This is a genomic window from Larkinella humicola (genome assembly GCF_008727875.1).
Taxonomy (GTDB): Bacteria; Bacteroidota; Bacteroidia; order Cytophagales; family Spirosomataceae; genus Larkinella; species Larkinella humicola.
In genome coordinates this window covers 64,616-77,281 of record NZ_VTWS01000007.1, presented here as the reverse complement: position 1 = coordinate 77,281, position 12,666 = coordinate 64,616, and the positions used below count along the sequence as shown (strand labels likewise).

The 12,666-nt window shown below is 51.8% G+C and carries 12 protein-coding genes; 9 read left to right on the top strand and 3 right to left on the bottom strand.

Annotation, left to right across the window (positions count from 1 at the left end):
- Positions 1–239: 239 nt before the first annotated feature.
- The 5 genes from F0P93_RS24425 (at position 240) to F0P93_RS24405 (ending at position 5,889) form a co-directional block, all read left to right on the top strand.
- On the top strand, positions 240–965 hold the full coding sequence (locus tag F0P93_RS24425; protein ID WP_114406081.1) for a proteasome-type protease: 726 nt from the start codon (positions 240–242) through the stop codon (positions 963–965).
- A gap of 36 nt (positions 966–1,001) precedes the next feature.
- Positions 1,002–1,844 (top strand): transglutaminase family protein, encoded by an 843-nt coding sequence (locus F0P93_RS24420; RefSeq protein ID WP_150880360.1) that lies wholly within the window; start codon positions 1,002–1,004, stop codon positions 1,842–1,844.
- A 177-nt stretch (positions 1,845–2,021) separates the two neighbouring features.
- On the top strand, positions 2,022–3,431 hold the full coding sequence (gene glmM, locus F0P93_RS24415; RefSeq protein WP_150880359.1) for a phosphoglucosamine mutase: 1,410 nt from the start codon (positions 2,022–2,024) through the stop codon (positions 3,429–3,431).
- A gap of 156 nt (positions 3,432–3,587) precedes the next feature.
- Positions 3,588–4,757 carry a cysteine desulfurase family protein gene (locus tag F0P93_RS24410; RefSeq protein ID WP_150880358.1) on the top strand — a complete coding sequence of 390 codons (1,170 nt, stop codon included), beginning with the start codon at positions 3,588–3,590 and terminating at the stop codon, positions 4,755–4,757.
- Between the two features lie 271 nt (positions 4,758–5,028).
- On the top strand, positions 5,029–5,889 hold the full coding sequence (locus F0P93_RS24405) for an SDR family oxidoreductase (protein ID WP_150880357.1): 861 nt from the start codon (positions 5,029–5,031) through the stop codon (positions 5,887–5,889).
- Here F0P93_RS24405 and F0P93_RS24400 read toward each other — a convergent pair.
- Complete coding sequence (locus F0P93_RS24400; RefSeq protein WP_150880356.1) at positions 5,886–7,013, bottom strand: trans-sulfuration enzyme family protein; 1,128 nt, start codon at positions 7,011–7,013, stop codon at positions 5,886–5,888. The two genes, F0P93_RS24405 and F0P93_RS24400, sit on opposite strands and share 4 nt — an antisense overlap.
- Before the next feature lie 142 nt (positions 7,014–7,155).
- Between F0P93_RS24400 and F0P93_RS24395 the strand changes: the two genes are divergently transcribed.
- Positions 7,156–8,040 carry an SDR family oxidoreductase gene (locus tag F0P93_RS24395; protein ID WP_225309625.1) on the top strand — a complete coding sequence of 295 codons (885 nt, stop codon included), beginning with the start codon at positions 7,156–7,158 and terminating at the stop codon, positions 8,038–8,040.
- A 56-nt stretch (positions 8,041–8,096) separates the two neighbouring features.
- Here the strand turns inward: F0P93_RS24395 and F0P93_RS24390 are convergent, their stop codons facing one another.
- The gene (locus tag F0P93_RS24390; RefSeq protein WP_150880355.1) at positions 8,097–8,864 is read right to left on the bottom strand and encodes a class I SAM-dependent methyltransferase; all 768 of its coding nucleotides are present in this window, start codon (positions 8,862–8,864) and stop codon (positions 8,097–8,099) included.
- A gap of 209 nt (positions 8,865–9,073) precedes the next feature.
- On the opposite strand from F0P93_RS24390, the gene F0P93_RS24385 reads away from it, so the two are divergent.
- Both F0P93_RS24385 and rlmB read left to right on the top strand, forming a co-directional pair.
- Positions 9,074–10,414, top strand: coding sequence for a GWxTD domain-containing protein (locus F0P93_RS24385; RefSeq protein ID WP_150880354.1), 1,341 nt, complete (start codon positions 9,074–9,076; stop codon positions 10,412–10,414).
- The gene (gene rlmB, locus F0P93_RS24380; RefSeq protein ID WP_150880353.1) at positions 10,387–11,205 is read left to right on the top strand and encodes a 23S rRNA (guanosine(2251)-2'-O)-methyltransferase RlmB; all 819 of its coding nucleotides are present in this window, start codon (positions 10,387–10,389) and stop codon (positions 11,203–11,205) included. Before F0P93_RS24385 ends, rlmB begins: the two co-directional genes overlap by 28 nt.
- 104 nt (positions 11,206–11,309) lie before the next feature.
- Here the strand turns inward: rlmB and F0P93_RS24375 are convergent, their stop codons facing one another.
- Positions 11,310–11,690, bottom strand: coding sequence for a c-type cytochrome (locus tag F0P93_RS24375; RefSeq protein WP_150880352.1), 381 nt, complete (start codon positions 11,688–11,690; stop codon positions 11,310–11,312).
- Positions 11,691–11,904: 214 nt separating this feature from the next.
- Between F0P93_RS24375 and F0P93_RS24370 the strand changes: the two genes are divergently transcribed.
- Positions 11,905–12,642, top strand: coding sequence for a class I SAM-dependent methyltransferase (locus F0P93_RS24370; protein ID WP_150880351.1), 738 nt, complete (start codon positions 11,905–11,907; stop codon positions 12,640–12,642).
- Positions 12,643–12,666 lie beyond the last annotated feature (24 nt).

Sequence of the window (12,666 nt, the reverse complement as noted above, 5' to 3'; positions counted from 1 at the left end):
GGAGGGATTGTTTTCGGTTATTGCGACCCGGCAAAGAACCCGTACCGCATCCGATACGCAAGTAACAAACCCTTTTTTAAAGTCCGGCAAATTTTAATTCAGACCTGATTTTTTGCTGTTTTCCACTGTCTTGTCAAAACAAAAACGAGTTGTTTTTGTAAAAACCGGTTTAAATCGGGGGTCAAATTTCGGAAACGTGTATATTTGCCATTCGCCATAGCTTGTAGTTTACAGATTCAATGACGTATTGTTTAGGTATCAAAGTAGCCTCCGGCTTAGTCGCCATTGCCGACACCCGACTTACCTCCGGCTCCGAAGTTTCGAGTAATCGTAAGATTTCGGTTCACGAACTGGAAAATCACTCTCTGTTCATCATGACCTCCGGTCTGCGCTCCGTCCGCGACAAGGCCATCACGTACTTTCGGGAAGTGATTGGGGAAAAAGACCGATCCTTTAACAAACTGTACAAGGCGGTGAATGCCTTCGGTGAGCAGGTCAGGCGCGTAGCCATTGAGGATAAAGCCGCGCTGGAAGCGTCCGGCATGCACTTTAACCTAAACGCCATCGTGGGCGGGCAACTGGAAGACGACGAAGAACACAAACTTTTTCTGCTCTATCCGGAAGGAAACTGGGTGGAAGTGGACCACGGTTCTCCGTTCAAGATCATCGGCAATTCGGGCTACGGAAAACCGCTGTTGTACCGGAATCTGACCTACGAATCCTCCCTGCAGGATGCTCTGAAGATGGGCTTTCTGGCGTTTGATGCCACGCGGGTCAGCGCCAACGACGTGGATTATCCACTCGATGTAGTGGTATACGCGAAAGATAGTTTTCACTTGACCGAGCACCGACTCGAAAAAGAAGATATGGAAGGCGTGTCGAACCAGTGGAGCGCGTTACTGAACAATTCAGTTCGTAAACTCCCAACGGCCTGGATGAATCCCATATTTGACAAAATACTCTAATTCGGAAAGCCACGCGTTAACCACCTCTACGCACCAATGAAACTTCGGGTAAGGCATGAACTCCGGTATGACTATTCAGCAGCGGTATCTCTCGAACCGCACACACTGTATTTGTACCCCAAAATTTACCCGCACCAACGGTTAAACCACTACACGCTGCACATTGACCCGCTACCCAGCAAGCTGGTTAGCAATGTCGATATCGAAGGCAACACGCAGCAGGTGATTTATTTCACCAGCCAGACCAATTCGCTGGTTGTCAGGGCCGAAACAGAAATTGAATCGGACCTGTACAATGCCTACGACTTTTTTCTGTTTCCGTTCGAAACCCAGCGCATCCCGTTTAATTATTCGGACGCCGACCGGAAAATGCTGGAACCGTATCTCGAACGAACCGCCGTCACCACGCTGGTGGAGCAATACGCGCGGCAGATCGCGTCGGAAGCCAAATGGCAAACCGTACCGTTTCTGTCGCACCTCTGCACGACGATCTGCAATAATTTTGTGTACGAAACCCGCGATGAAGGACCGGCAACGTCCGCCGAGATGACGCTGATTTCACGCAAAGGCTCCTGCCGCGATTATGCCGTGCTGTACATTGCGGCCTGCCGGAGCATTGGACTGGCCGCCCGGTTCGTGAGTGGGTATCTGTACGGAAATCCGCAGCAGGACCACGAACTCCACGCCTGGGCTGAGGTGTATTTGCCCGGTGCGGGCTGGCGCGGTTTCGATCCGACGGAAGGCTCGGTGGTCATCAATCACCATGTTTTTCTGGCAGCTTCCTTTTTTCATGATCGCCTGGCCCCTTTAGCCGGTGCGTTTCGGGGGCAGGCCCGCTCGACCATGACGACGACCGTTTCGATAACCGGAACGGAATAGACCGAGGATCGGAAAAAGAAGTTATCTTTGTTTCAATGGCTGCGTGGTTGGAAATGGGCGGATGGTTAAATGGATTATGCATTCGTTTGTACTGAGTAATCATTTAATAATCAAGCCGTTCAATAAATAAAACCATTTATACGTAAACCATTCAGTATATTCATTATTTCTTTCAACGTGGCATTAATAAAGTCGATTTCCGGAATTCGTGGAACCATTGGTGGGCGTAGTGGCGATGGCCTTACACCCCTGGATGTAGTGAAGTTTTCAGCAGCGTACGGACAGTGGGTACGGCAACGCCATCCCGATAACCGTACGGTCGTGATTGGGCGGGACGGTCGGTTGTCGGGTGAAATGGTTTCAAAACTGGTAGCTGCCACCCTCCAGGGGTTGGGGCTGAATGTGATTGATCTGGGTTTATCGACTACGCCAACGGTTGAACTGGCCGTGACGGGCGAGAAAGCCGCCGGGGGGATTATCCTGACGGCCAGCCACAATCCGATTCAGTGGAATGCACTTAAGTTGCTAAACGAGAAAGGTGAATTTATTTCCGAAGAAAACGGCACCGATGTGCTGGCAATGGCCGAATCGGAAGCGTTCGACTTTGTGGACGTCAAGAAGTTAGGTTCTTACCGAACCGACGACACCTGGCTTCAGAAGCACATCGATGCCATTCTGGCCCTGCCGCTGGTGGACAAAGAAGCCATTGCGGCCCGAAAATTCAGGCTCATCGTCGACGCCGTCAATTCAACCGGCGGTATTGTCGTTCCGATGTTGCTGGAAGCCCTGGGCGTGGAATCGATTCAGCGGCTGCATTGTGAACCCACGGGTCAGTTTGCCCACAATCCGGAACCGCTGCCCGAAAATCTGCGCGACATCATTGTCGAAATAGAGAAAAACGAATACGATCTCGGCATTGTGGTTGATCCCGATGTCGACCGGCTGGCGCTCATCTGCGAAGACGGTTCTCCGTTTGGCGAAGAATACACACTGGTAGCCGTGGCGGATTATGTGCTGAAAAACCGGTCGGCAGATCAAAAACCGGGCAATACGGTTTCGAACCTGTCGTCGACGGTGGCCCTGCGCGATGTGACGCAGAAATACGGTGGCAAACACTCGGCTTCGGCGGTTGGCGAAGTCAATGTGGTGGAAATGATGAAGGAGGTCGATGCGGCCATCGGTGGTGAAGGCAACGGCGGGATTATCTATCCGGATTTGCATCTGGGTCGTGATGCGCTGGTGGGCATTGCCCTTTTCCTGACGCACCTGGCCAAATTTGGCAAATCGGCATCGATGCTGCGCCGGACGTACCCGAATTATTACATTTCCAAAAACAAAATTGAACTGACGCCCGACATCAATGTCGACGCGGTGCTGGACCGGATCAAGGCCAAATACGCCAAAAATCCCATCAACACCATCGACGGCGTCAAGATCGAATTCGACAAAGAGTGGGTGCACCTGCGCAAATCCAATACCGAACCCATTATCCGGATTTACTCCGAATCCGATACGCTTTCAACGGCGGATTACCTGGCCAACAAAATCATTTCGGATATTAAAGAAGTGATTGCCGCCAAGTTATAATCAAAACTACCCTCAACCTCAGAAATTGCCCCCAACCCCCTAAAGGCGGCTTTGGAACCCGGATGTTTTAGCCCCCTTTAGGGGGTTGGGGGCAATTTCTGAGGTTGGGGGCAATTTCTAATTTAGTACCTTTGTGGTGTATTACACAACATCACAATGCGCGCTTACTTTGACAATGCCGCCACCACCCGACTCGACCCGGAGGTGCTGGAAGCCATGCTTCCGCTCATGACTGAGGAATTCGGCAATCCTTCTTCAATTCATTCCCACGGACGGAAAGTCCGGACGGCCATCGAACGGGCCCGGAAAACTGTCGCTACGCTGCTCAACACGTCCCCGGCCGAAATTTTCTTTACCTCCGGCGGAACCGAAGCCGATAACACCGCCATCCGCAGTTCCATCGAAACCTACGGCCTGACGCACGCCATCACGTCTCCGCTCGAACACCATGCCGTATTGCACACGCTCGAACACCTTCATAAGCAGGGTGCGGTTACGCTGAATCTGGTGGAAGTGGATGAGGAGGGGCGCATCAATCTGGCGCATCTGGAAGAATTGCTCCGGGCGAATCCCGGCACCCTCGTGTCGCTGATGCACGGCAATAATGAGATCGGAAACCTGCTCGATCTGGAAACCGTTGGCCGTCTCTGTCAGGAATACAAAGCGGTTTTTCACTCCGATACGGTACAGACAATGGGGCATTATCGGCATGATTTACAGCAGCTTCCGGTCGATTTTATCGTCGGCGCTGCCCATAAATTCCACGGCCCCAAAGGCGTCGGTTTTCTGTACGTGAATGCACATACCAAATCCGGTCGCGGCCCGATTCATCCGTTTATTCACGGCGGTTCGCAGGAGCGCAACATGCGGGGCGGAACCGAAAATGTCTATGGAATTGTGGGCCTGGCCAAAGCGCTGGAAATAGCGTATGCCAAAATGGAAAGCCACCGGCAGTACATCGAAAGTTTGAAAAGCCGGATGATTGGTCAACTGTGCGAACGGCTGGATGGCGTATCGTTCAACGGGCTGTCGGCTAATCTCTCCGAAAGTTTGTATACGGTTTTGAACGTCGGTCTGCCGTCGTCCGAAATGAGCGACATGCTGTTATTCAACCTCGACATTGCGGGCATCTCGGCCTCGGGCGGCAGTGCCTGCACCAGTGGTTCCAACCTCGGCTCCCACGTGCTTTCAGCTTTGCCCCACAACGATGCCGAGCGGGGCGCCATCCGGTTTTCATTCAGCAAATACAATACTGTCGAAGAAGTGGATTACGCCGTCGATACGCTGGTCGAGCTGTTCAAGCGCGAGCAAGCGGCTGTGAAATAAGGAATTATAAATGTAAAATGGTGAATATTAAATGTAAAAGTGGCTGGTTCTTCTAACTTTTACATTTGATATTCACCATTTTACATTTATAATTCAAGTAAATATCGAACACTGAATAACGAATATTGAATATCGAAAGAAGGGGCGCTGATCAGTGAGGAGGCATCACTTCGTTATTCGTTATTCAGCATTCAATATTCGTTATTACTCCATTCCCAAAACTTCTTCCTTCCTCAGCGGGTTACCATTCCTGTAACCCAAACAAACCACCATGCAGTCCCGAACGTGTCTGATTACTGGTGCCAATTCCGGCATCGGGCGAATAACTGCCTTAGAATTAGCCAAAAAAGGTTTCAATATCATCATGCTTTGCCGGAATCTGGAAAAAGCCCGGCCCGTTCGTCAGGAGATCAAGAGTGTCAGCAAAACCGGGTATGTCGATTTGCTCTGGTGTGATCTGGCCAGCCAGTCGTCGGTAATTCAGGCCGCCCGGGAAGTCATCGACCGCTTCGACCGGCTGGATGTGCTGATCAACAACGCCGGTTTATACATTGAAAAAGAACAATATACGCCCGAAGGCATCGAGCTAACCTTTGCCACCAACCACCTGGGGCCGTTTCTGCTGACAAATCTGTTGATCGACCTGCTTCGGAAAGGAACCAATTCCCGCGTCATTACCGTCTCCTCCGAAGCGCACCGTTGGGATCGGGGTTTCAAATTCGATGAACTGGCCCAACCACGGCAGTATGAAGGCATGAAAGCCTACGGAGCCTCGAAGTTGTGTAATATTTTGTTTGCCAACGAATTAGCTGAACGTCTGGCCGATGATGGCATCACGTCCAACAGCCTGCACCCCGGCGTGGTGAAAACCAATTTTGCCCAGGACTACAGCAATCTGAAAGGATTTCTCTTCAACATAGCGCGTCCTTTTTTCATCAGCCCGGAAGAAGGCGCCAGAACCGGTATTTACCTGGCCTCGTCGCCCGAAGTAGACAAAGTGACGGGTTTGTATTTTGCCAAAAACCGGCCTAAACCGCCCAGCGAAGCCGCCCAAAGCCGGTTCAATGCCACGAAGCTCTGGACGCTGAGTGAGCAGTTGACCCACCTGAAAAAACACCAGGTAACGGTTTAAGTCAGCGCATTTAACGCTTGTTCCAGATCAGTGATCAGATCGTCGGCGTGTTCAAGACCAACCGAAATCCGTAGTAAGTTCTGGGGTGTCGTCGTATTGGGGCCTTCCACCGAAGCCCGGTGTTCGATCAGGCTTTCGATCCCGCCGAGGCTCGTGGCCCGGGTAAAGAGCTGGACGCGACCTGCAACGGCCATGGCTGCGTCGGAACCGCCTTTGATCTGAACCGACAGCATGGCCCCAAACCGCGTCATCTGTTTTTGCGCAATGGCGTGTCCCGGATGACTTTCCAGACCCGGATAATGAACCGCTTCGACGGCAGGATGCTCGTGCAGAAATTGCGCCAGTTGCATAGCCGTCGCCGATTGCGCCTTCACCCGGGTGGTCAGGGTTTTGGTGCCGCGCAACAGCATCCAGCAATCAAACGGAGCTGCTACGGCACCACCCAGCGTCTGATACCGCCGAACCCGCTGGTAGAAATCACCGTCTTCCCTGAAAATCAACGCGCCACTCAACACGTCGCTGTGGCCGCCGATGTACTTGGTCGTGGAGTGCATCACCACATCGCAGCCTAAGTCAAGCGGGCGTTGCAGAATCGGCGTTGCCCACGTATTGTCGCAGGCACACCACGCGCCGGCGTTGTGCGCCAGATCGGCAATGGCCTGAATATCGGCTATTTTCAACAGCGGATTGGACGGGGTTTCGATCCAGATCAGGCTGGTATTTTCGTGAATGGAACTGCGAATGGCCTCCAGATCCGTAAAATCGACGCGGGTGTAAGTCAATCCCCAAGGGTGAAAAAGTTCTTCGAGCAAAGCCGGGGTTCCGTGATAGGCATCATCGCCGAGAATGACGTGATCCCCCGGTCGGAGGGCCAGCAGCAGGGTCATCGTGGCGGCTTGCCCGGAGCTAAAGGCCAGTCCGGCAAAACCGCCTTCCAGTTGAGCCAGGGCGGTTTCGAGCAGATCGCGGTTTGGGTTGCTAGACCGGCTATAGATATGCCCGTGTGGGAACGAGCCATCGGCTTCCCGTTCAAAGGTGGTGCTGAGCGAAATGGGCGGGACGACAGCTCCGGCGTTGGCGTCGGCCATACGGCTTTGGTAAATGGCGAGAGTTTCGGGATGCATACGGTTTTGGTTTACGCGCTAAAATAAGTAATGTTAGTTTATAGTTTAACGTGTAGGTTTGTAGGCCAGGACGCTATTTCCTGATGCATACCTTTTGAAACCCTAAACCAGACACTATAGACCTTAAACTGTCCAACTGAATATGATCAAAGCTGAAGGAATGCTGCGCGAAGGCGCGTTGAAAGATAAAACAATTATTGTTACGGGTGGGGGTACGGGGTTGGGGAAATCAATGTCCCGGTATTTTCTGCAACTGGGTGCCAATGTGGTCATTTGCAGCCGAAAATTACCCGTTCTGGAAGCCGCTGCCGCTGAATTGATGGACGAAACGGGCGGGCAGGTGTTGCCGCTGGCCTGTGATGTGCGTAAACCGCTGGAAATCGAGCAGGTGATTGCCCAAACCGTCGAACGATTTGGGCGGATCGACGCGCTGTTGAATAACTCCGCCGGAAATTTTATCAGCCCAACCGAGCGGTTATCCTACAAAGCGTTCGACGTGGTGGTCGATATCGTGTTGCGCGGGACGTACTATTTCACGCTGGCGGTGGGGAAATACTGGATTGAAAATAAGATTCCGGGAACGGTTTTAAATATCTCAACGACCTATGCCACAACGGGTTCCGGTTACGTTGTTCCCTCCGCCGTCGCCAAAGGCGGAGCGTTGATCCTGGTCAAATCACTGGCGGCCGAGTGGGCGAAATACGGTATTCGCCTGAATGCGATTGCACCCGGCCCTTTTCCTACCAAGGGTGCCTGGGACCGGCTTTTTCCCGAACCACTGGTGAAGATGATGGATCCCATTAGCCGTATTCCGCTCAAACGGGCTGGCGAACACCAGGAACTGGCGAACGTGGCGGCTTATTTACTGTCTGATTACTCGGCGTATATGACCGGCGAGTGCATCACCATCGATGGCGGTGAAGTGCTGTCGGCGGGGGAGTTCAATCACCTGGAAAACGTGACCCCGGAGCAGTGGGACGAAATTGGGCAGGCGATCAAGGAGTCTAATAGGGTTGGGAAAGAGTAGTTCTTGTGTGAAACCCTGACAGCGATAAAGCCCTGTCAGGGTTTCACACAAGCGAGTTATTTCCGGGCCAGATAAAAGAAATCCAGACTTCCGGCGGGCGTGTTGGTCAGCTCATAATCCGTGTACTGAATCTCGGCGGCCAAACCGTCCTGTTCCAGTAATTTATTGCGGTTCAGGCGGTTCAACAAATCATAAGGCACCTGAAGCATCCAGCGGGGCAGGCGGTGTTGCAGGTTGAGCACATCGTAGCGCGTAATTTTCTCGACCGATTTCTTGTTCTGCTCGTAGTACGTCATCACTTTCCCGTTGCCGTGAATGCCTTGGGTATCGACTTTTGGAAAATACCGCAGCATCAGGCTTTTTAACTCGTCGGCGGTGTACTCGCGCACGTGCCATGGATTGCGGGTCAGCGAAAACAGGCGGTTGACGGTGGTCAGCAGCAGTGTTCCACCGGGTTTCAGAACCCGAAACGCTTCTTTAATGAACAGTTCATCATTCTGAATGTGTTCGATGACCTGAAATGTGACGATATAATCGAAGCTGTTGTCGGCTAACCCACTCAGTGGAGGAATATTGGCCTGAATAAATGTAGATTGTGGGTATTCCTGACGAAGCGATTGAATCAACTCCTCATTTTTGTCGATGCCAGTATAGTGATCAGCCGCTTTGGTTAGCAATTCGAGTCCGCGTCCCCAGCCGCAACCGATTTCCAGTACCTTGCCGCGCACGATTTTGGCGGCTTCGACGTACGGAAACAACAGCCGTTGGTGAACAGGATTGTCGGATGCAATTTCGGCGGAGGTAATTTCGGTGGTTTTATACATAGGATGCCTGAGCGGTGACTCGGGTAGTTGGAAGAAGGATTCGGCTAAAACGAATGCGTGCTTAAAGCCGTAGCTTTCGAATAAACCGGGTCTCCATTGTTCTTTTTTTCGGTAAAGTTACTTGATTTGCGGTAGCTTTGAAAAAACGAATTGGAATTGATGGGATTGGGCGTTTTGTTCGTTTTAGGTATGAATAGAATTTAAGCCATATGAGAATAGCCATTATCATACTCTGTGCGGCCTTACTGGGAGCCTGTGCTTCCGGCAAGCGTACCAAAAATCCGGAAAGCAGCACCAGCCAAACCGAACGACCGGCGGATCGGTCGGCGCCGAGGTCGGCACCGGTTAGTGCTTCGGCTCCGGCCAGACCCACGGAAACCAGTTGGCGGGTGGTTTCAACCAAGGGACGGTTTCTGGGAAAAGATTCGTCATCGATTCGGGTGTACATGAACCTGATGGTTCGGAAGGGCAGTGAACATGCCACGGTTGAGGATTTTACGTCCCGGTTCATGCTGAATTATGTCGTTTATCCGGACTACAACAGCCGCGAACGACTGGCTTACGGTAACGTTCCGCTGACGGCCGAGTCGGTGATCCGGGAAGCCACGCCTGAAGCGGGCGATGTGCTGACGGTTGCGTTTGATGTGAAGAAACCGGCCAATACCGTCAACGGAGTCATGTTGCTTGAAATTACCGAAATCAGTACGGGTCGCAAGGTGTTGAACGATTTACCCATCCGGTTTAAAACCGTCAAGCTGAGTGACCGCTTTGCTTTTTTTGATCCGAAAACCAACCTGCCGCAGCAGCACCATTTTGTCAATGCCGGCGATACGGTGGTGGTACGGGATGTATTGGGGGCGGTTTCGAAACCGCTGCATTTATTCCGGTATCGGCACGATTTCGATCCGGCGCAGTCGCCGATGAATACCACACCGCGTCCGCCGACCAAAGTGATGGGCGTCGACTCGGCCATGACGGTGATGACGAACCAGCCGTTCTCACTACCGGACGAAGGCCTGTATTATTTTGTGGAAGATACCGCCGATGCGTTCGGTCTGGGGCTGGTTGTGGCTGATAATCGCTTCCCGAAAATGACTCGCCCCGAAAAACTGATCAAACCCATTTTATACGTCAGCACCAATACCGAAATCAACAGCCTGAATACGGCTGCGGATTATAAAAAAGCACTCGACCGGTATTGGCTGACGCTGATGGCCGGTGACCAGAATCTGGCAAAAGGCGCCATTCGGGCCTACTATGGGCGCGTAGAAGAAGCCAACCGTCTTTTTACCACGTATAAGGAAGGCTGGAAAACCGACAAAGGGATGATCTACATTGTGCTGGGACCACCCGACCGGGTTCAGCGCAGCCGCGACCGGGAGGTGTGGGTATATAACCAACGTGCGAATGTCTCGGAAATTAACTTTACCTTTAATCGAAAACCTAATCAATTTGTTGAGGATCACTATGAACTGGTGCGATATGTCGAATATCAACCCGTCTGGTATCCCGTAGTCGAAGCATGGAGAACCGGAGCAATTCGCGAGTAAATACGTTTCATACCAAAAAGCCCAAACAGTACTCCAGCGATGAGATGGTGTTTGGCATTCAATCCGTTACCGAAATTCTGCGTTCCGGGAAGGACATCGACCGGCTGTATCTGGTCAAAGAAGGCAGCTTTCCCGAAATTCAGCAACTCGCGTTTGAACGTCGGGTGACCATTCAGCGCGTGCCGGTTGAGAAACTGGAACGCATTACGCGGAAAAATCACCAGGGAGCGATCTGCTTTGTGTCGTCGATTTTTTACGCCAAACTCTCGAACGTGATTGTGGGCGTCTACGAAAAAGGGCAGGTGCCGCTATTACTGGTGCTCGACCGGATTACGGACGTGCGCAACTTTGGGGCCATCGCCCGGACGGCGGAGTGTGCGGGTGCCCAGGGGATTGTGATTCCGGCGCGTGGGGCTGCACTCATCAATTCCGACGCCATGAAAACCTCGTCGGGTGCCTTGAGTCACCTGCCGGTTTGCCGCGAAGTCAATCTCGAGGAGACGTTGAAATACATGAAAGAGTCAGGCATTAAGGTCGTGGCCTGTACTGAGAAAACCGATAACTACCTGTACGACATTGACATGTCCGGCCCCACAGCCATTGTTATGGGCTCGGAGGATGATGGTATTTCGGATGAACTGTTGCGCCTGGCCGACCACCATGCTCGCATTCCGCTGGTGGGGCAGGTCGAGTCGCTGAACGTGTCGGTGGCCACGGGTGTGGTGTTGTACGAAGCGGTCCGGCAACGGATTTTCAGTGACAACGAGCCACCGGTTGATGAAGGGGTTTAAGCATAATTAGCGATTTACAAATCGCGAACTTTAAATAATTTCATCCGTGTAAAAAAATAGTCCTGCTTTTTTGGCAGGACTATTTTTTTACGTATTAGCGAATATCACGCCTTTTTCTTGGCAGCCGGTTTTTTCGCCGGAGCTTTTTTCGCGCCACCATCCAGGGAGTTGATCCAGGCGGCAATTTTCAGTGCTTCGTCTTTCGGAACGTTTTTCAACGCAGCCATCGGGGGGTAACCTGGCCAGTGTTCCGGCTTGGGTTCGTAAATCAATTCGACAATCTGCGCATCGGTATATTTCTTCTTTGCAACCTCTTTATAAGGAGGGCCCACCAGACGCGTGTCCGGATTATGGCAAGCCAGACAGATGTTTTTCTGGAGTAAAGCTTTAACGTCGTCGGGTATTACGGTCTGAGCTTGCGCTTTGCTGACGGAAATAAGGGCGGTCAGGGCAACCGCAATGAGCATTCCAAACGTTTTTTTCATGTAAATTCGATTAAAAGCTTAATGAGTTAAGACTAAAAACTGTGATCGGGCCAACAAAGTTATACGGCAATGCTAATATACGCCAACACTCCACCGGCTTTTTCCATAAATATCTTGCTCATTTGACAAGGCTGAAAACCAAAAGTTTAATGGTGTCGCTGAAATTGAATGAAAAGAAGCATGAAAATGAGATTCCAACTAGCTGAATTTCCTTATGGCAATTATTGACAACTTTTCCGGCCACGCTGATCTGTACGCCCAATACCGGATCGATTACCCCCCAGAACTCTATGATTTTCTGTTGTCCATAACCGGTAACCGTCAGAAAGCATGGGATTGCGCTACAGGGAACGGACAGGTTGCCAGCGCGTTGTCGGCCCATTTTGACACCGTGGATGCCACGGACATTAGCGCGCAGCAACTGGAAAAAGCTGTTCAAAAACCCAACATTACCTATACCGTCTGTGCGGCCGAACAAACGCCTTTCGCAGACCGGTCTTTCGATATCATAACCGTCGCCCAGGCTTTGCACTGGTTCGATACCGACGCGTTTCACCGGGAGGTTCGGCGGGTCGCAAAACCGGGTGCGGTTCTGGCCGAGTGGGGATATGGAAGCGTGCAAATCGACCCGGTTATCGATCCGGTTTTCTACCATTTCTATGAGGTCATCATTGGGCCGTATTGGGACGAAAACCGAAAACATGTCGATGACCGCTATGCCCGTATTTCCTTTCCGTTCGATGAGGTGGTCCACCAGGACTTTACCATCTGGCGAAGCTGGGATTTGAATCGCTTTCTGAACTACCTCCGAACGTGGTCGAGTGTTCAGAAATACATCCGCCAGCATGGAAACGATCCGGTTCTGTGGATGGCCGATCAACTGAAAACCGTGTGGGGCGCCGGCGAACGGCAAATCCGGTTTCCGGTATTCCTGCGCGCGGGGAGATTGTGAATGCAGAATTAAGAGTGAAGAGTT

What these genes read in the sequence shown, in the direction of transcription:
- F0P93_RS24425 (WP_114406081.1), top strand. Translation starts at nt 240, where the DNA reads ATGACGTATTGTTTAGGTATCAAAGTAGCCTCCGGCTTAGTCGCCATT.
- F0P93_RS24420 (WP_150880360.1), top strand. Translation starts at nt 1,002, where the DNA reads ATGAAACTTCGGGTAAGGCATGAACTCCGGTATGACTATTCAGCAGCG.
- F0P93_RS24410 (WP_150880358.1), top strand. Translation starts at nt 3,588, where the DNA reads ATGCGCGCTTACTTTGACAATGCCGCCACCACCCGACTCGACCCGGAG.
- F0P93_RS24405 (WP_150880357.1), top strand. Translation starts at nt 5,029, where the DNA reads ATGCAGTCCCGAACGTGTCTGATTACTGGTGCCAATTCCGGCATCGGG.
- F0P93_RS24400 (WP_150880356.1), bottom strand. Translation starts at nt 7,013, where the DNA reads ATGCATCCCGAAACTCTCGCCATTTACCAAAGCCGTATGGCCGACGCC.
- F0P93_RS24395 (WP_225309625.1), top strand. Translation starts at nt 7,156, where the DNA reads ATGATCAAAGCTGAAGGAATGCTGCGCGAAGGCGCGTTGAAAGATAAA.
- F0P93_RS24390 (WP_150880355.1), bottom strand. Translation starts at nt 8,864, where the DNA reads ATGTATAAAACCACCGAAATTACCTCCGCCGAAATTGCATCCGACAAT.
- F0P93_RS24385 (WP_150880354.1), top strand. Translation starts at nt 9,074, where the DNA reads ATGAGAATAGCCATTATCATACTCTGTGCGGCCTTACTGGGAGCCTGT.
- rlmB (WP_150880353.1), top strand. Translation starts at nt 10,387, where the DNA reads ATGGAGAACCGGAGCAATTCGCGAGTAAATACGTTTCATACCAAAAAG.
- F0P93_RS24375 (WP_150880352.1), bottom strand. Translation starts at nt 11,690, where the DNA reads ATGAAAAAAACGTTTGGAATGCTCATTGCGGTTGCCCTGACCGCCCTT.
- F0P93_RS24370 (WP_150880351.1), top strand. Translation starts at nt 11,905, where the DNA reads ATGGCAATTATTGACAACTTTTCCGGCCACGCTGATCTGTACGCCCAA.